The organism is Paenibacillus sp. fava2, from assembly GCF_058313675.1.
This window is the reverse complement of sequence record NZ_CM177755.1, coordinates 1517967-1534986: the sequence shown is the minus strand read 5'-3', so window position 1 is coordinate 1534986 and position 17020 is coordinate 1517967. Positions and strand designations below refer to the sequence as shown.

Sequence of the window (17020 nt, the reverse complement as noted above, 5' to 3'; positions counted from 1 at the left end):
TGAGCACCTCCTGAAAATTGTGCTAAAACCCTCAAATGCGGCCCGCAAAGTTACGGCCGCATCTGAGGATTACACTATTGTGTCTTACCAATTAAGTATATGAGCCTATTTCTTAATCCAGTGCATCATTTCACGCAGCTGGCTGCCGACTACTTCTACCGGATGAGCAGCTTCGTTGCGGCGGGTAGCAGTCAGGAAGGCACGGCCGGACTGGTTCTCCAGGATAAAGTCACGGGCAAATTTACCCTGCTGGATATCAGTCAGTACAGCCTTCATTGCTTTTTTGGTTTCGTCAGTAACAATGCGCGGTCCAGTTACATAGTCACCGTACTCGGCAGTGTTGGAGATGGAATCACGCATAGTAGCAAGTCCGCCTTCATACACCAGGTCAACAATCAGCTTCAGCTCATGCAGACACTCGAAGTAAGCCATTTCAGGAGCATATCCTGCTTCAGTCAATGTTTCGAAGCCGGCTTTGATCAGTGCGGATACACCACCGCAAAGTACAGCCTGCTCACCGAACAGATCGGTTTCGGTTTCTTCACGGAAGGAGGTTTCGATAACCCCTGCACGTGTACAGCCGATACCTTTAGCATAAGCAAGTCCGATTGTCTTGGCATTTCCTGTAGCGTCTTGTTCGATAGCGATAAGACCAGGAACGCCGAAGCCTTCTACATAAGTGCGGCGAACCATGTGGCCCGGGGATTTAGGTGCAACCAGCAGTACGTCAGCATCCTTAGGAGCAACGATCTGGCCGAAATGTACGTTGAAGCCGTGGGAGAACATCAGAGCTGCGCCGTTTTTGAGGTTAGGCTCAATATCATTCTTATATACGGATGCCTGTGTTTCGTCAGGCAACAGAATTTGCACTACGTCAGCACGGGATACTGCTTCAGCTACAGGCAATACTTCAAATCCGTCATTCTTGGCGGTTTCAAAGGATTTCCCTTCACGCAGGCCGATGACAACCTGAAGACCACTGTCGCGCAGGTTCTGCGCCTGGGCATGTCCCTGGCTGCCGTACCCGATTACTGCAACTGTCTTTCCTTTTAATACGCTAAGTTCTGCATCCTGTTCATAGTACGTTGTCACTGCCATTGTCAATATCCTCCTTTAATTTGGGACCCATCGTAAAGAGCGGGTACTTCAAGAGCGCCTGAGGCCTGCTGATACCGCAGCTCCTAGCTGCTCCTCAAGTCCCCGCTCTTTCGCGGGCAATTCATTATAATATTATCAAATTAATGCACACAAGCAGCAATCCGTTAAAGCTGTAAATTATACCGATTAGGCGTTCCCGCGAATCATTGCGGTAACTCCGGTACGGGACAGTTCTTTGATGCCGTATGGCTTCAGCAATTCAATCATCGCATCGATCTTTTGTGTATCGCCTACAACCTGGACCAATAGGCTGTTCGTACCGATATCGACAACAGAAGCACGGAATGTCTCAACTACCCCCATAATTTCCGGACGCTCAGCCGGCTCGGCTTTGACTTTGATCAGGGCCAGTTCGCGGGCAACCATTGGTTTGGAGCCAAGATCTACAACCTTGATGACATCAATCAGCTTATAAAGCTGCTTCTCGATCTGTTCCAGCGTGTGCTGGTCGCCGAGTGTAACGATGACCATCCGGGACAATCCGATTTCTTCGGATTGCCCGACCGTAATGCTCTCAATATTGAAGCCGCGGCGTCCGAACAAGCCTGCTACCCGCTGCAGCACACCCGGCTGGTCATTCACAAGCACAGAAATCGTGTGTTTCATCACTGTCATTCATCCCCCATAAGCATTTGATCAATGGTTGAGCCCTGAGTTACCATCGGGTAGACATTTTCGTCCTTTGGAACAACGAATTCTACCAGAACGGGTCCCGGCGTTTCCAGTGCTTCTTTCCACGCTGCGCCTGCTTCTTCCTTATTCGTTGCCCGCAGTCCTTTTACACCGTAGGCTTCAGCCAGCTTAACAAAATCCGGGCTGCCGGCGAGGTCTGTGTAGCTGTAGCGTTTCTCATAAATGAGATTCTGCCACTGGCGCACCATACCAAGAACCTGGTTGTTGATGACTACGATTTTGACCGGGATATTATTGATTGCACAAATCGCCAGCTCCTGGGAACACATCTGCATTCCGCCGTCCCCGTTAATGGAAACAACCAGCCGCTCAGGCTGAGCCATTTGTGCGCCGATTGCTGACGGGAATCCGAAGCCCATTGTTCCAAGTCCCCCGGAAGTAATCCATGAGCGCGGGTGATTAAATTTATAGTACTGTGCAGCCCACATTTGATGCTGGCCAACGTCAGTAGTTACAATGGCTTCGCCTTTGGTAGTCTCATTAATCATTTCAATGACCCATTGCGGCTTAAGCTCTGTGTCCGAATCATTGTAGCGGAGCGGTTTCTCAAGCTTCCACTGGGCGATTTGTGTTCTCCAGGCATCCGCCTTAGCAGCGCGGGTAAGGTCCGGAATAAGCATTTCCAGTACCGTTTTTACATCGCCTACAATCGGAATATCAGGTGTAACATTCTTGCCGATTTCTGCCGGATCAATGTCGATGTGGACAATCTTCGCTTTTGGAGCAAAGCCGTCCAGCTTACCGGTTACACGGTCATCGAACCGGGCACCGATGTTAATGAGCAAATCACATTGCTGTATGGCATTATTGGCTGTATAGGTACCATGCATACCGGGCATTCCCATCCAGAGGTCGTCAGCACTCGGGAAGCAGCCGAGTCCCAGCAGAGTTGTTGTAATCGGGATTTCGGTCCGTTTTACAAACTCAGTCATAGCTTCATGCGCTCCGGAGTAGATAACGCCGCCGCCTGCGATAATAATCGGACGTTCGGCTGCCGAGATGGCCCGGATCAGCTTATCCAGCTGAAGCTTATTGGGAACGGTGCGCGGGTTATAGCCGCGGAGGTTGACTCCCTGGTTCTGCACCGGTGTGAACAGCGTCTTTGCTGCCGATACATCCTTCGGAATGTCGATCAGTACCGGACCCTTGCGTCCTGTATTCGCGATATGGAACGCTTCATGAATGATGCGCGGCAGATCTTCAACATCCCTTACCAGGTAGCTGTGCTTCGTAATCGGCATTGTTATTCCTGTGATATCCGCTTCCTGGAAAGCATCTGTTCCAATCAGGCTGGAGAAGACATTACCAGTGATTACTACGAGCGGAACCGAGTCCATAAAGGCCGTTGCAATACCGGTAACAAGATTGGTTGCTCCCGGACCTGAGGTTGCGATACATACGCCCGGCTTCCCGCTTGCTCTGGCATAGCCGTCAGCCGCATGAATCGCGCCCTGTTCGTGGCGGGTAAGAATATGCTTGAAATCATCGAATCCGTGCAGGGCATCGTAGATATACAATACCGCTCCGCCCGGATAGCCGAATACCGTGTCCACACCTTCCAGTACCAGACTGCGCAGCAGGATTTCAGAACCTGTTATCACCTCGGGATTTTTCCATTTCTCACGTAATTCTTCTGTAGACCGCACTTCCGGTGTTTGCGCGCTCATCAGTATTCCTCCCTTCGATAGTTAACATTCATTATGCAAATGACGGACCGTCCTTTATTCAGCAGCAGGGGCTTAAAACCAAAAAAACCTTCCGCCTCCCACGCGCCAAAGCAAAGCGCGTGAGGGACGAAAGGTTTAGCTTCCGTGGTACCACCCATGTTTGCATTGCATCTCACGATGCAACGCCTTATCAGGTAACAAAAATCCATCGATGTAGGCAGGGCCCAAATCTTTGTAACCTGAAGTCCGTAACGCGGACCAAACGATTCCCCCTAATAATTCCACCGCTCTAACTGATGGACCTTTCAGGAAAACAGCTCCGAGGTGAGCTCGTATATAAGGGATTTCGGTGGAGGTTGCAGCAGATCCTCACACTCTCTGAGCAAAAGAGCCCTTAAAACTTCGTCCTCATCATTGCCGATACAAGTATGTTCGTTAAAATGTTTAGACACATTATATGATTCCTCACATGGATAAGTCAATACCCATATTTCCTAATCTGTCACAAAACGTTGTTCTGTCCTTTCCGTAACGCCCACACCCCTGCAGGCATATGATGTACGACAATGCGTGGAAAGGGGGGCGCGCGATGATTCGTTACCGCAGACCCAGGCAGGATGACAGCGTCATTATGGACTTGATTGAGAAGCAGCTCGTCCCGTTGTCGCATCTGCCGCAGACTATAATCAACCAGGTCAGAAAGGACCTGCCCCGCCGCCTGAGCCAGGGTGTAACCCTGGTTGCTTGTCCGGACTATGAGAGCGACCCGCTTGGGTTCGTCCATTTCATGCTGCACGGTGATCTGCTATACATTGATATGCTGGCCATAGCTCCGGAAGCGCGCCGCAAGCACTGGGGGAATCTGCTGATGGACCGGGCTGAACGATTTGCATTATCCCGCGGCTGTAAGCGGGCCAAGGTGGCTGTGGACACCGGAAACACAGCAGGTATCTCCTTCTATGAAAAAATGGGCTACAGCGTAGCCCGTTATCAGCCGCAGAATTATTGCTACGAGTTCGAGAAGCAGTTCAGCTGAAACTTAAAAGAATCCGATCGGCGGGTACGGCTTACCTCCGTAATAACCCGGTCCCGGTCCATAGCCGCCATAGCCTGGCCCTGGCCCGTAGCCGCCGTAAGGTACGCCGCCGTAGCCGTAGCCGGCATATGGTGCAGTACCGATAGCAAGCAGATCAAACAGCACCAGGGGAATCAGTGCTTTGGTTTGCACTTTTTTACCGCTGACCCGCTGAAGAATAAGACGGTTGCCCGATACACGCACCAGTTTGCCCGTGACGTTGGAGCCGTCTTTTTTTACAGCAACGATATGTTTGCCGACAAGCTTCATAACCTGTTTCTTTGTAACCTGGTGAGCCATAATATCCCTCCTAAAAGTATTGTGAGCTGAACTTCCCTGTAATTTCTTCGTTCAAAACTCGCTTCGGAAGCCTGAGCTTTGTTTTGAGAGCTGGAATTCATTGTGTTACCTTCGTGAAAAACTCACTAAAGAAAAATACTGAGTTCTGCTTCAGGTTCAACCACAGTCTATTCGGAATGGATGCTGTTCGCCTGTACACGTGTCCCGGCTGCCGTGGTAACAGACCCCAAGGACGCATGTTGTACCGCCGGAAAACCAAACAAGCGCATGTCCGGAAAATCCGGACATGCGCTTGTTCTGAATATTTGAAAAACATAGCCCTGTAACGATTAACGCTTACCCGGGTCGTAAGGTTCACCCAATGCTTTAGGCGCGGAAGACCGGCCTACGGCACTCACCAGTACAATAATAGTCAGCACATAAGGAATCATGAAGATGAATTCCTGCGGAATGCTCTTGGACCATTCGAACAACTGTACGTAGTTGCGGATTGCCTGCGAGAAGCCGAAGAATACAGCGGCTCCAAAGGCGCCCAGCGGATTCCATTTACCGAAGATCATTGCGGCAATCGCAATAAAGCCCTGGCCGGAAATGGTATTGTGCGCAAATGTGCCTGTGGTTGTCAGAGTGATGGTCGCTCCGCCGATACCGGCCAGCATACCGCTCAGCATAACACCTATATATCTCATCCGTTTTACGTTAACTCCCAAGGTATCCGCAGCACTCGGATGTTCACCGACTGCGCGCAGACGGAGTCCGAAAGGAGTTTTGAACAGTACGAAGTAAATCACAATGACGAGAATAATCGCCAGGTAAGTCGTCGGGTAGGAATTGAAAATCCCTTCACCGATAACCGGGATTTTGGAAAGTCCAGGAACAGCCACCTTCTTGAAACCGTCAATTAGCGGGGACTCGCCAGCCCCGTCGAAAAACAGCTTAACCATGTACAAAGTACTTCCTGCCGCCAGGAAGTTAATTACCGTACCGCTGATCGTCTGATCCGCTTTGAAGGTGATGGAAGCAACAGCGTGAATCAGGGAGCCGATGACTCCGACTGCTATCGCGCAGAGTACGCCAACCCATGGAGCCCATGCTCCCAGTCCGGCATCCTGGGCATAATGCCCCCCTACCGCTGCTGCAAAGGCACCGAACATCATTAAGCCTTCAAGACCGATATTGACCACACCGGAACGTTCAGAGAAGATGCCGCCAAGAGCAGCGAAAATGAGCGCCGTGGAAAAAACAAGCGTCGTATTGAGCAATTGTCCTAACGTCAGCAGATCCATCTATGACACCTTCTCTTTCTTCCGCTTGAGATAAAAGGGCTTAAGCACCCAGCGGACAATTCCTTGTGCTGCAATAAAGAATATAATCGAACCGATTACGATGCGGATCAGCTCCGGCGGAACATCCGCCCCAAAGCTCATACCTGCAGCACCGTAAGTAAGCATACCATACAGAATCGCCGCCAGAATAACACCCAGCGGGTGTGTCAGTCCCAGCAGGGCTACAGCGATACCGTTAAACCCATAACCTGGAGATGCAGCAAATACAGACTGGTAATGGAATACGCCCAGCACTTCACCTGCACCTGCAAGTCCGGCAAAGGCACCGCTGATGAACATGGCCTTAACAACATTACGGCCCACATTCATCCCGGCATATTCGGCAGCATTCGGATTGAGACCAACTGCACGCATTTCGTATCCCTGCTTGGTTTTCCACAGGTAGACATAAAAGAAAATTGCCGCACAAATTGCAATAGCCGTTCCCCAGTGAACACGGGCATTGTCGAATACCCCGTTCAGGAAAGTCATGGACAACGAGGCCGGAATATCTTCGGAACGGTTCTGGCCTTTGAGCAGCAGGAAGTTCCGCACAATATAATTCGACAGATATAGCGCAATCCAGTTCAGCATAATTGTAGTTATAACTTCGTTAATCCCGCGCTTTGCCTTCAGGTAACCTGCAATACCAGCCCACAATCCCCCGGCTAGTCCAGCTGCGATTACAGCAAGCGGAACGAGCAAAAATGACGGTAAACCCGATAGCTGGATCCCGACAAGGGTGGCTGCCGTCATGCCTATAAGCACCTGTCCGTCAGCACCGATGTTAAACATCCCTGAACGGAATGCGAAGGCAACAGCAAGACCGGTGAACATCAGCGGAGTCATCTCGCGGATGGCCTCACCAAAGTCATACGGACTGCCGAATACCCGTTTGAACAGCGCGGAGTATGCGGCGATAGGGTCATAACCGCCAATCAGCATAACGACGGCTCCGACCAGGAAGCCCATTACAATCGCAACCAGAGGCACAATATAGCTGTCTGTTGCGAAGATTTTTTTAAGTCTATGCACCCGCATTTCCTCCCCGCTTCAAGCTGCCCGCCATCATCAGACCAAGCTCCTGGTCATTCGTATCCTGCGGGAATACTTCGCCGACAATCTGCCCTTCATAAATAACAGCAATTCTGTCGGATACATTCATGATCTCATCCAGCTCAAAGGAAATCAGCAAAACCGCCTTGCCTTGGTCACGCTGGGCAATCAGCTGCTTCTGCACGAATTCAATCGCTCCTACATCAAGACCTCGCGTAGGCTGTGCCGCAATAAGCAGTGTCGGATTTTTATCTATTTCCCGCGCAATAATCGCTTTTTGCTGATTACCGCCGGACAAGGAGCGGGCTTTAGTCTCGATTGAAGGTGTCCGTACATCAAATTGTTTAATTAAGTCCTCAGCATGATTGTTAATGACATCCATTTTGAGGAAGCCGCCCTGGTTGTAAGGGCTCTTATAATAGGTTTCGAGCACCATGTTCTCACTGACGCTGAAATCCAGTACCAGACCGTGTTTGTGACGGTCTTCCGGAATATGCGACACGTTCATCTCAGAGATTTTACGCGGTGACAGGTTGGCAATCTCCTGGCCTGACACAGTAATGGAACCGGAATCGATTTTGCGCAGGCCGGTAATAGCCTGGATCAGCTCGCTTTGCCCGTTTCCGTCAACGCCGGCGATCCCCAGGATCTCCCCTGCCTTCACTTCAAAGCTGAGACCATTCAGGACAGGAACCCCATCCTTGCTCTTGCTGTTGACATTCGTCACTTTAAGCACATTTTCTCCTACATGCGGAACCTGCTTGTCCACTTTGAAGGTTACTCCGCGGCCAACCATTTTTTCAGCCAGCTCATTCGGATTCGTTCCGGAAGTTGTAACAGTATCAATAACCTTCCCTCTGCGGATAATGGTCACCCGGTCAGAGATCTGCATAATTTCCTTCAGCTTGTGCGTAATCAAGATGATGGACTTACCCTCTGCAACGAGCCGCTTCATAATCGCCATTAATTCTGTAATTTCCTGTGGCGTCAGCACAGCGGTAGGCTCGTCGAATATAAGTATATCCGCACCGCGGTACAAAGTTTTCATAATTTCTACTCTTTGCTGCATGCCAACCGAAATGTCATGAATCCGGGCATTCGGATCAACCTGGAGGCCATACTGCTCAGATAGCTTACGAACCTGTTCCGCTGCGGATTTATAGTCGATTTTAAGGCCCTTCTTCGGTTCCATCCCAAGAACGATATTCTCGGTCACCGTAAAAGGCTCAACAAGCTTGAAATGTTGGTGAACCATACCAATGCCAAGCTCAATAGCTTTATTGGGGCTATCGATAATAACCGGTTTCCCGTCGATTTCGATGCTGCCTTCATCGGGCTGGTATAGTCCGAATACGATATTCATCAAGGTTGACTTGCCTGCCCCGTTCTCACCAAGCAGCGCATGAATCTCCCCTTTTTGGAGCGTCAGACTAATCGAGTCGTTCGCGACAATACCGGGAAAGCGTTTTGTGATTTGCTTCAACTCTACGACAGGAGCCGCAGCACTCATGGAATCACCCTCATCACAGAATATATAAAACCATACAGGCACGGTTAACCGCCCTGGACGGGGCGGCTATCTGTACCTGACAAAAACCGGTGCATTAACAGGGAACAAGGCCAGCTTAAAGACCGGCCTTGTTTCTTGCTCTATGCTGTTACGCAAAAGAATTAAGACAAATATTACTCGGCAGGAACAACGATTGTTCCGTCGATGATTTGTTTTTTGTATTCTTCAACCTTAGCCAGGATTTCAGCGGAAACGTTAGCCTTAGATGTTTCAGGAAGGCCTACGCCGTTGTCTTTCAGAGTCAGTACAGTTGTAGTACCGCCTTTGAATGTTCCGTCAACCACTTGCTGGGAAACCTTCTTAACCGCTTCGTCAACGCGTTTGATCATGGAAGTCAGCGTTACATCATCACCAAACTCCAGGGATTGGTCTTTATCTACGCCGATAACCCAGACTTTGTCGCCGCCTGCGCCATTACGGGACTTGGCTTCGTTGAATACACCGTTACCAGTTGCGCCTGCAGCCGGGAAGATGATGTCGTTGCCGTCATTGTACAGTGTAGCAGCCAGGGACTTACCAGTATCCGGCTTGTCATAAGCACCTGCATAAGTGATGCTTACAGTTGCATCAGGATTAACCGCTTCTACGCCAGCTTTGAAGCCAACTTCAAAACGTTTGATAACCGGGCTTTCCATACCGCCGATGAAGCCTACTTTATTGGTTTTTGTAGTCAGACCTGCAACCACACCAACCAGGAAGGAACCTTCGTTCTCAGCGAATGTTACAGATTCAACGTTAGGAGCGTCAACCACGCTGTCGATGATAGCCAGGTTAGCATCCGGATTTTCTTGAGCAACCTTCAGCAGAGCGTCACCCAGATCAAAGCCGATACCCCAAGTCAGGTTGTAGCCGCCTTTTACGAACTGGTTAAGGTTCGGCTCATAGTCAGCACTGGAGTTACTTTGCAGATATTTAATTTCAACGCCGGCTTCTGTCTTAAGGGCTTCAAGAGCTTCCCAAGCAGACTGGTTAAACGATTTATCGTTTACTCCGCCTACGTCAGTAACCAGACCGATCTTCACATCGGACTTAGGAGCATCTGTTGCTGCAGGTGCATTGGTAGCTGTTCCGGCGTTGCCACCTGTTTCTCCGTTAGCGGCATTTCCCGAGTTCGCGTTATTGTTTCCGCATCCTGCCAAGATAGCTGTGCAAGCGGTCAACATAACGAGCGACGTTTTCAAAAACTTTTTCATCGATTGTGATCCCCCTTAAAAAATTGGATGTCTTCTGTCTTCTGCTTGGACATACCATTAGCTCAAATTATACCTGCAAAAAAACCTAAAATCCAGTCCATAAATGACCTCAGGTCAATAATAATTTGCATTTTTTCACAAGAAAACGCTTTCCTTGACACGGTACGTCATGTTAGCAGTCATGTTATGTTAGAATACCTCGGATGTCTTCATTCCGGGTCAGTTGTCTATAATATTATTGCACGACAATCCGATTTCTATTATCATGAATGCTTACATATTGTATGAAAAGGGAGTACTGAAACCATGGAAGAACATAGCGATCCCCAAACCGTCCCGCCCTTCAAGTACAGCCGCGAATCCCGCGTCTTCAAGACTGGCCGCGTCTTTCCAAACGACGTCAATAACCACAAGACGTTGTTCGGAGGCAAGCTGATGAGCACTATAGATGAAGTTGCTTCAATCTCAGCCATGCGCCACTGCCGTAAAAATGTCGTCACGGCCTCTACCGATTCCGTAGACTTCCTGCGGCCGATCCGGCCTTCCGATTCCGTCTGCTTCGAATCTTTCGTCTCTTGGACAGGCCGTACCAGCATCGAGGTATTTGTCAAAATCATCTCCGAGAACCTCTACACCGGCGAACGCGCCGTTGCCGCCACTTCATTCCTGACCTTTGTAGCCATCGAGGAGGACGGCACACCGGCGCCTGTACCAGCCATCATTCCGGAGACCGATGAAGAGAAGCTGATTAGCGAATCCGCAGGCGAGCGGTCCGAACTCCGGAAGATCAGACGCGCCAGCAGCAAAAAACTCGCCTCACAGCTCAGCACCACCAAGTACTGGGAATAACGGTCCGCAAGCCATAGCCGCGCAAAAAAAGCACCGTCACACGGGTTCCCCCGCAGGCGGTGCTTTTCGGTTAATCATAACACTTACGCGTTGATCTTCTCTTTGGCTACAACAGCCAGGGAGTTGAATGCGTTCAGGTCATTTACTGCCAGGTCAGCCAGCATCTTGCGGTTCACTTCTACGCCAGCCAGTTTCAGGCCGTGTACAAGCTTGCTGTAGGACAGGCCGTTTTGACGGGCTGCTGCATTGATACGAACGATCCACAGTTTGCGGAAGTTACGTTTAGTCTGACGACGGTCACGGTATGCGTAAACCATCGATTTCATTACTTGCTCTTTAGCGGTTTTGAAAATGCGGTGCTTGGAACCGAAATAACCCTTAGCCAGCTTCAATACTTTTTTATGTCTACGACGAACTACAAATCCGCCTTTAACTCTTGCCATATTAATAAACCTCCCAAAAATGTGTAATCAAACTATTTCAAGTTAGCAAGTCCTTGTTTCAAACGTCTAACGTCACCGGCAGCCATAACCGGATTGCCGTTCAGTACGCGCTTAGCGCGTTTGGACTTGTGGGACAGCAAGTGGTTCTTGTGGGCTTTGTAGCGCAGAACTTTACCGGATCCGGTGATCTTGAAGCGGCCTTTCAGGCTGCTGTGTGTTTTCATTTTAGGCATGGTGTTTCCTCCTTGATTATTATGCGGCGCCAAATTGCTAAGCAAGTGACTCCAGAATTATTGAGGCTTAGGAGCCAGAATCATAATCATGCTGCGTCCTTCCAGCTTAGGCTGGCGCTCAACAACAGATATGTCAGCCACTTCATTCTTAACGCGCTCCAGGATCTTCTGGCCGATATTCGCGTGAGTAATCTCACGTCCGCGGAAACGCACGGAGCACTTCACTTTATCGCCTTCGCCCAGGAACTTGACCACATTGCGGAACTTGGTCTGATAATCATGTTCCTCAATGTTGGCACGGAACCAGACTTCCTTGATGTCCACGATCTTCTGGTTCTTGCGCGCTTCCTTCTCTTTCTTCTGCATTTCATAACGGAACTTGCCGTAATCCATGATGCGGCATACCGGCGGTTTCGCCTGCGGTGCTACGTTGACTAAATCGAGGTTAAGATCAATCGCCATCTGCAGCGCCTCGCGGATCGGCTTGATCCCGATTTGCTCACCTTCCGCTCCAACCAGCCGGACCTCTTTGGCCCGAATTTCATCATTGATCATATGTTCCTTACTGATAACTCTCCACCTCCGGATCTTCTTGGACAATGTATTTGCGGTTCTCCATAAAAAAGGGGCGCCGGTAACTCCCGACACCCCGTGTTTGATCAACGTTCATGAACTATAACATTCATAAAGCATTGAGATCAAAACCAGCTGACGTATTGCCAGTCAGGTGAGAAGCCGGTGCTTCTGCTTGCAATCCCTATGTTTTGCATACTTGAATACTATACATCATCATTCATAGCACTGTCAATACTTTTAACAAATATTAAACCTGCTTGCTCTGTACTTCCTCAAGCCGGACCACCCGAGTGTGCTTGGTATGGCTCCACTGCTTGTTGTTTTGCGTGAAGAACGCATAGAACGTAATCGGATACCATGACAGCAGATAGATCGGGAAGACCAGCAGGTACAGATAAACCTTCTTGAACTTCACCTTCTCCAGTACCATTGACAGAAGGAAGGTCAGAATGTTGGCTCCGATCGCGAGATAGCTCAGCCAGATTGGCAGATGCCCGTAGATGTTGGCGATGTGCGGACCATCGAACAATGCGGTGTCGATCCACATCACTGCCGTCATCAGAAAGGTCAGCAGGACAATGTAGACGTTGGCTCCGTACAGGGCCAGGTCAAACTTCGTCAGGCTGCGTTCCTTGATGCTCTGCCACAGCAGCGGGAAGAAATACCTCCGGGCCACGGTGAAGTGCCCCTGCATCCAGCGCAGGCGCTGTCTCGAGGAAGCCTTAAAGGTAAGAGGCTTCTCATCGAACACCTTGGCGTCATAGTTGAACTTCGGATAGACGCCCTTGGAGGCACTGCGCATAGTGAACTCCAAATCCTCTACCAGACTGGTAGCACCCCAGCCCATTTCCTTAAGCAGGGCTGTTTCGAAACACATCCCGGTACCGCCCAGGAAGTTCGCCATCTGCAGATTGTGGCGCGAGAGCTGCCACAGGCGGTTGATGTACCAGTAGGAGACACCATAAGCTGCAGTAATCCATGAATCCTCCGGATTCTTCGTATCAATGTAGCCCTGGATGACCCGGGCGCCGGAGCAGAGGTCATTGTTCATCTCCATCAGAAATTCCGTGTGAGCCAGGTTGTCGGCGTCGAACATGACTACAGCGTCATACTGCCGCGGCATGGCCCAAAGTTCCTTAAGCATCCATTCAATGGCATAACCCTTGCCCCGCAGGTTGTTGTTGGTGCGGACACAGGCGTTCATGCCGTGCTCCCTTACGATCTTTGCCGTCCCGTCGGTGCAGTTGTCGCAAATGACAAATACATCGTACAGATCCTGGGGATAATTAAGCTGTTTCAAATTCTCCATCAGTGCGCCGACGACCTCTTCCTCATTGTGCGCGGCCACCAGTACTGCAAAAGACTTTTCCGGTGCAAAATGTTCCTTTTTCTTTTTCCTGTGCAGTCCGAACAGCGAGAACGTGAACTGATAAACTGCGATTGCCGCCAAGATCACTTGGAGCGTAACAAACAATGCGTCTGCCATGACCTTTTGATGCCCCCTTTTCCACTCTTGATATGCCACTTTTTATGTCTATGGCATGTTAAACGATGGTGCTGACCCTTTTGTTGCATCCCTTACAATAGACAAGCGCTTACCCTTTTTTTTGCGGCCAGGCGTTCATTTATTTAATATCCCGTTTAAAAGATGTTGTAGGGTTTTCCGGTGTGACGGATTCCTCATTTTCTCTGTTACCTTTTAAACGCGTCCGGTCCGCTTGAATCATTGTACGGTGTCAGGGGTTCCCAAGTCAAAACTGACAAATTCCGCGCTTCACCAGAGCTTTTCCTTGAAATGGACTACCTTTAAAACGTATGATAAAGACAGCTTCGGGGTATTAATTTGGATTGGCGGCAGAAGCGCCAGCTATCCTCAGCCGGACTATCGGAGGGACAAGATATGAGACATTTATTCATGAAATTACTACTCTGGGAGCGCCGTCTTTTCAAATGGATCAACGGCCGCCTGCATAACCCTTTTCTGAACTTCTGGCTCTTCTATCTTACCCATCTGGGCGGCGCGACAAGCGCTATCGGCATCAATGTGCTGATCTGGGCCTTTGCGCCCCAGCCGCTTAGAACGACAGGCCTTCAGGCCCTCACAGCACTGGCTGTCAGCCATCTGCCCGTGGCCATCGCCAAAAAGCTGTACCCGCGCATGCGGCCCTACCTGGCTCTGCCGGGGACAAATACGTTTCACAATCCGCTAAAGGATCATTCTTTTCCTTCAGGCCATACTACAGCTATCTTCGCCTCTACGGTTCCTTATATGGCGGCTTACCCCGCCCTTACCGTTGTTCTGCTGCCGCTGGCATGCATTGTCGGATTCTCACGCATTTATCTCGGGCTGCACTACCCGTCTGATGTAATGGCAGGCGCAGTAATCGGCAGCGGCGTTGCGGCTGGCACGGTTGTTCTGTGGTTCTGAAGCCCGCCTTGGCAAACCATTTTGGGAACAGGTGAATCAAACATTGCGCAAAAAAAGAGTATTGTTGCTGTCGGAAGGCTTCGGCGCAGGGCATACGCAGGCAGCCTACGCGCTGTCGAGCAGCCTGCGTAAGCTATCGCCGAATATCCAAACCAGGGTGCTGGAGCTGGGGAACTTTCTCAATCCCAAAATGGCTCCGCTTATTGTGTCGGCCTACCGCAAAACGGTAACCTCGCAGCCCAGGCTGATGGGGTATGTGTACCGTCACCAGAAATCATTTAACCGTCTTACCACGCTTGCCCTGCACCGCATATTTTATACACATACGCAAAATATTGTGAGACAGCTGAAGCCCGATATTATCGTCTGCACGCATTTCATCCCGAGCGCCGTAGTCTCCAGATTGAAACGGCTGGACCCGGGCTTCAAGGCGCCGCTGGTCACGGTCATCACCGACTATGATGCCCATGCCAGCTGGATCAGCCCGGAGGTGGACCGTTATTTCGTTTCCACTCCCGAGGTCAAATCCAAGCTGCGCCGGCGCGGCGTATCCTCCGCCAAAATCCGGGTGACCGGCATGCCGGTTCATCCAAGCTTCTGGGAGCATCCCGGGCGGCAGGAAATCCTGGAGCAGTTCAGCCTTCAGGATCTGCCAACTGTACTGGTCATGGGCGGCGGCTGGGGGATGATGAACGACCGGGTGGTCAACGAGGGGCTGGCCGGCTGGCGGGAAAAGGTGCAGATTGTCTTTTGTCTCGGAAGAAACGAGAAGCTGCTGGACGAAATGAAGGCAGATCCCGCGTACCGGCATCCGAATATCTCACTGATCGGCTTCACCCGCGACATTGACAAGCTGATGGAAGTCTCCGACCTGCTGGTTACGAAGCCAGGCGGGATGACCTGCAGCGAAGGCCTGGCCAAAGGCATTCCGATGCTGTTTCATAATCCGCTGCCGGGACAGGAGGAGGAGAACGTCCGTTACTTCACCTCAGCCGGTCTTGGAGAGCCGATATCCTCCCTGGCGGTAGTCGACAAGTGGATGGAGCGGCTGCTGTACCACTACGATGATGTGCAGGCCAGGCGGAAAAGCCATCTGGAGGCCATTGCCAAATTCCATCCGCTGCAAAGCGCCCAGAGCATTATTGATATGCTGGACTAGGACAGACCAGAACAAGGGCATACAAAGCCGTACGCAATAATCAGCTCTCTTTAAGATCAAAAAAACGGCAGTTACAGGAAATTTCCCGTAACTGCCGTTTTTGTATGGCCTACCAATAGCTGCCGGAACCGGCCCGGCTGTTACAGCCGGTATTTGTCCAGACGGGTTGCCTGATAGTTCGCCAGTGCCTCTGCTCCGACAATGGCCTCGCAGCGGTGAATGTTTACGCCGCGGTTATAAAACTTGGTCTCATATTCTGTCATTACATGCTCTTCATTGATGATGCCGTCCGCATGCAAATCCAGGGAGATATTCTTCATCTGCAGACCGAAATCGGCAAACGCATTCAGCGAGAACTCAAACAGGCTGCGCGAATCCGTCTTCAGATGAATTTCACCGAGCGGGCTAAGCAGGCCGCGGTATTTGTCGAGGAAGCGCGGATGGGTCAGGCGCCGGCGGGCATGCTTGCTTTTCGGCCAGGGATCACTGAAGTTCAGATAAATCCGCTCCAGCTCGCCCGGTGCAAATACTTCCTCCGCATAATCGATGTTCGCCAGTGCCACCTTCAGGTTAGGCGGGGTCTCGTGTCCCGCAGGCTCCCAAACCAGTCTTGCCTTTTCCGCCGCACGGCGGATCAGCTCATCATACATATCAACGCCGATAAAATTAATACCGGGATATTTGAAGCTCATCTGGCTGATAAACTGTCCCTTGCCCATCCCGAACTCCACATGAATCGGGTTATCGTTGCCGAACACTTCCGACCAGCGCCCTTTAAGGCTGCGTGGATCGAGGACCACCAGGTCGGTTTGCTCCTCCAGGCTTTCACGTATTCCTTTTCTTCCGCGTAAACGCATAGTATTCCTCCGCTTGTTCTCTTATACATTACTTGAAACATTGTGCCGAACTTGTCCGCAAAAGTAAAGGGATTTGCCCTAAAACAGCAAAAAGGAATTCTCCGGGGGGCAGGAAGCGGCCGCTGGAGAATCCCTTTTCTGTTGCTTGTTGTATTTGGAATTGGGGTCCATTTTCAACAGTTCATAGTCTACCTTGCCGGCGAGTCAAAATCAAATTTCTTCTCAAATGCGTTTCTGATCTTGCGCTGTGCTTCGGTCTTGATCTTATGATTTCCGTTAAATTCAACGCCGGTAAGCGCCAGGGCCTCATCGGGAGTCAGCTGTACATCAATCGAACCTTTACCTTCAGCATAAGCTGTTTGAGAATTCATCGTGATCACCTCTTAGATTTAGTATGGGCGGGACGACACGAAAGTATGAATTCAGGGATAGAGTTTT

18 protein-coding genes are annotated in these 17020 nt (G+C 50.5%); 4 read left to right on the top strand and 14 right to left on the bottom strand.

Annotated features, from left to right (window positions below):
- Window positions 1–105: 105 nt before the first annotated feature.
- The 3 genes from ilvC to ilvB all read right to left on the bottom strand — a co-directional run bounded on the left by ilvC (window position 106) and on the right by ilvB (window position 3518).
- Window positions 106–1098 carry a ketol-acid reductoisomerase gene (gene ilvC / locus AC4G46_RS06835; protein ID WP_491127256.1) on the bottom strand — a complete coding sequence of 331 codons (993 nt, stop codon included), beginning with the start codon at window positions 1096–1098 and terminating at the stop codon, window positions 106–108.
- 186 nt (window positions 1099–1284) lie between these two features.
- Entirely contained in the window at window positions 1285–1773 is a 489-nt protein-coding gene (gene ilvN / locus AC4G46_RS06830) for an acetolactate synthase small subunit (RefSeq protein ID WP_068721111.1), read from the bottom strand.
- Window positions 1770–3518, bottom strand: coding sequence for a biosynthetic-type acetolactate synthase large subunit (ilvB, locus tag AC4G46_RS06825; RefSeq protein WP_068721109.1), 1749 nt, complete (start codon window positions 3516–3518; stop codon window positions 1770–1772). The genes ilvN and ilvB overlap by 4 nt, the downstream gene beginning before the upstream one ends.
- Window positions 3519–4107: 589 nt before the next feature.
- Between ilvB and AC4G46_RS06820 the strand changes: the two genes are divergently transcribed.
- The gene (locus AC4G46_RS06820; protein WP_491127255.1) at window positions 4108–4554 is read left to right on the top strand and encodes a GNAT family N-acetyltransferase; all 447 of its coding nucleotides are present in this window, start codon (window positions 4108–4110) and stop codon (window positions 4552–4554) included.
- Between the two features lie 3 nt (window positions 4555–4557).
- On the opposite strand, the gene AC4G46_RS06815 is transcribed toward AC4G46_RS06820, so the two are convergent.
- From AC4G46_RS06815 to AC4G46_RS06795, 5 genes are all read right to left on the bottom strand, one after another.
- Window positions 4558–4893, bottom strand: coding sequence for a hypothetical protein (locus AC4G46_RS06815; RefSeq protein WP_491127254.1), 336 nt, complete (start codon window positions 4891–4893; stop codon window positions 4558–4560).
- Window positions 4894–5222: 329 nt separating this feature from the next.
- Window positions 5223–6179 (bottom strand): ABC transporter permease, encoded by a 957-nt coding sequence (locus AC4G46_RS06810; RefSeq protein WP_491127253.1) that lies wholly within the window; start codon window positions 6177–6179, stop codon window positions 5223–5225.
- Window positions 6180–7253, bottom strand: coding sequence for an ABC transporter permease (locus AC4G46_RS06805; RefSeq protein ID WP_491127252.1), 1074 nt, complete (start codon window positions 7251–7253; stop codon window positions 6180–6182). It lies immediately after the preceding gene.
- Entirely contained in the window at window positions 7246–8784 is a 1539-nt protein-coding gene (locus AC4G46_RS06800) for an ABC transporter ATP-binding protein (RefSeq protein WP_491127251.1), read from the bottom strand. Before AC4G46_RS06800 ends, AC4G46_RS06805 begins: the two co-directional genes overlap by 8 nt.
- 173 nt (window positions 8785–8957) lie before the next feature.
- Window positions 8958–10037, bottom strand: a complete 1080-nt coding sequence (locus tag AC4G46_RS06795) for a BMP family lipoprotein (RefSeq protein WP_491127250.1) — start codon at window positions 10035–10037, stop codon at window positions 8958–8960.
- Between the two features lie 306 nt (window positions 10038–10343).
- Between AC4G46_RS06795 and AC4G46_RS06790 the strand changes: the two genes are divergently transcribed.
- The gene (locus AC4G46_RS06790) at window positions 10344–10886 is read left to right on the top strand and encodes an acyl-CoA thioesterase (RefSeq protein ID WP_491127249.1); all 543 of its coding nucleotides are present in this window, start codon (window positions 10344–10346) and stop codon (window positions 10884–10886) included.
- Between the two features lie 83 nt (window positions 10887–10969).
- Here the strand turns inward: AC4G46_RS06790 and rplT are convergent, their stop codons facing one another.
- The 4 genes from rplT to AC4G46_RS06770 all read right to left on the bottom strand — a co-directional run bounded on the left by rplT (window position 10970) and on the right by AC4G46_RS06770 (window position 13624).
- Window positions 10970–11329, bottom strand: coding sequence for a 50S ribosomal protein L20 (gene rplT, locus AC4G46_RS06785; RefSeq protein WP_068721095.1), 360 nt, complete (start codon window positions 11327–11329; stop codon window positions 10970–10972).
- A 32-nt stretch (window positions 11330–11361) separates the two neighbouring features.
- A complete protein-coding gene (gene rpmI, locus AC4G46_RS06780) occupies window positions 11362–11562 on the bottom strand; it encodes a 50S ribosomal protein L35 (protein WP_062320217.1) in 201 nt (66 codons plus the stop codon).
- 57 nt (window positions 11563–11619) lie between these two features.
- Window positions 11620–12117: a translation initiation factor IF-3 gene (infC, locus tag AC4G46_RS06775; RefSeq protein WP_068721093.1), complete on the bottom strand. Its 498-nt coding sequence runs from the start codon at window positions 12115–12117 to the stop codon at window positions 11620–11622.
- Window positions 12118–12385: 268 nt separating this feature from the next.
- Window positions 12386–13624, bottom strand: a complete 1239-nt coding sequence (locus tag AC4G46_RS06770; RefSeq protein WP_491127248.1) for a glycosyltransferase family 2 protein — start codon at window positions 13622–13624, stop codon at window positions 12386–12388.
- Between the two features lie 414 nt (window positions 13625–14038).
- Here AC4G46_RS06770 and AC4G46_RS06765 point away from each other — a divergent pair, with 414 nt between their 5' ends.
- Both AC4G46_RS06765 and AC4G46_RS06760 read left to right on the top strand, forming a co-directional pair.
- Entirely contained in the window at window positions 14039–14566 is a 528-nt protein-coding gene (locus AC4G46_RS06765) for a phosphatase PAP2 family protein (protein ID WP_090717821.1), read from the top strand.
- A 43-nt stretch (window positions 14567–14609) separates the two neighbouring features.
- Window positions 14610–15725, top strand: coding sequence for an MGDG synthase family glycosyltransferase (locus AC4G46_RS06760; RefSeq protein WP_491127247.1), 1116 nt, complete (start codon window positions 14610–14612; stop codon window positions 15723–15725).
- Between the two features lie 140 nt (window positions 15726–15865).
- Here the strand turns inward: AC4G46_RS06760 and trmB are convergent, their stop codons facing one another.
- Window positions 15866–16582 carry a tRNA (guanosine(46)-N7)-methyltransferase TrmB gene (gene trmB / locus AC4G46_RS06755; RefSeq protein ID WP_068721088.1) on the bottom strand — a complete coding sequence of 239 codons (717 nt, stop codon included), beginning with the start codon at window positions 16580–16582 and terminating at the stop codon, window positions 15866–15868.
- A 188-nt stretch (window positions 16583–16770) separates the two neighbouring features.
- Window positions 16771–16953: a hypothetical protein gene (locus AC4G46_RS06750; RefSeq protein ID WP_039870595.1), complete on the bottom strand. Its 183-nt coding sequence runs from the start codon at window positions 16951–16953 to the stop codon at window positions 16771–16773.
- Between the last annotated feature and the right edge of the window lie 67 nt (window positions 16954–17020).

Excerpts from the sequence above, each read along its gene's own strand:
- ilvC (WP_491127256.1), bottom strand. The coding sequence starts at position 1,098 with ATGGCAGTGACAACGTACTATGAACAGGATGCAGAACTTAGCGTATTA.
- ilvN (WP_068721111.1), bottom strand. The coding sequence starts at position 1,773 with ATGACAGTGATGAAACACACGATTTCTGTGCTTGTGAATGACCAGCCG.
- ilvB (WP_068721109.1), bottom strand. The coding sequence starts at position 3,518 with ATGAGCGCGCAAACACCGGAAGTGCGGTCTACAGAAGAATTACGTGAG.
- AC4G46_RS06820 (WP_491127255.1), top strand. The coding sequence starts at position 4,108 with ATGATTCGTTACCGCAGACCCAGGCAGGATGACAGCGTCATTATGGAC.
- AC4G46_RS06815 (WP_491127254.1), bottom strand. The coding sequence starts at position 4,893 with ATGGCTCACCAGGTTACAAAGAAACAGGTTATGAAGCTTGTCGGCAAA.
- AC4G46_RS06810 (WP_491127253.1), bottom strand. The coding sequence starts at position 6,179 with ATGGATCTGCTGACGTTAGGACAATTGCTCAATACGACGCTTGTTTTT.
- AC4G46_RS06800 (WP_491127251.1), bottom strand. The coding sequence starts at position 8,784 with ATGAGTGCTGCGGCTCCTGTCGTAGAGTTGAAGCAAATCACAAAACGC.
- AC4G46_RS06795 (WP_491127250.1), bottom strand. The coding sequence starts at position 10,037 with ATGAAAAAGTTTTTGAAAACGTCGCTCGTTATGTTGACCGCTTGCACA.
- AC4G46_RS06790 (WP_491127249.1), top strand. The coding sequence starts at position 10,344 with ATGGAAGAACATAGCGATCCCCAAACCGTCCCGCCCTTCAAGTACAGC.
- rplT (WP_068721095.1), bottom strand. The coding sequence starts at position 11,329 with ATGGCAAGAGTTAAAGGCGGATTTGTAGTTCGTCGTAGACATAAAAAA.
- rpmI (WP_062320217.1), bottom strand. The coding sequence starts at position 11,562 with ATGCCTAAAATGAAAACACACAGCAGCCTGAAAGGCCGCTTCAAGATC.
- infC (WP_068721093.1), bottom strand. The coding sequence starts at position 12,117 with ATGATCAATGATGAAATTCGGGCCAAAGAGGTCCGGCTGGTTGGAGCG.
- AC4G46_RS06770 (WP_491127248.1), bottom strand. The coding sequence starts at position 13,624 with ATGGCAGACGCATTGTTTGTTACGCTCCAAGTGATCTTGGCGGCAATC.
- AC4G46_RS06765 (WP_090717821.1), top strand. The coding sequence starts at position 14,039 with ATGAGACATTTATTCATGAAATTACTACTCTGGGAGCGCCGTCTTTTC.
- trmB (WP_068721088.1), bottom strand. The coding sequence starts at position 16,582 with ATGCGTTTACGCGGAAGAAAAGGAATACGTGAAAGCCTGGAGGAGCAA.
- AC4G46_RS06750 (WP_039870595.1), bottom strand. The coding sequence starts at position 16,953 with ATGAATTCTCAAACAGCTTATGCTGAAGGTAAAGGTTCGATTGATGTA.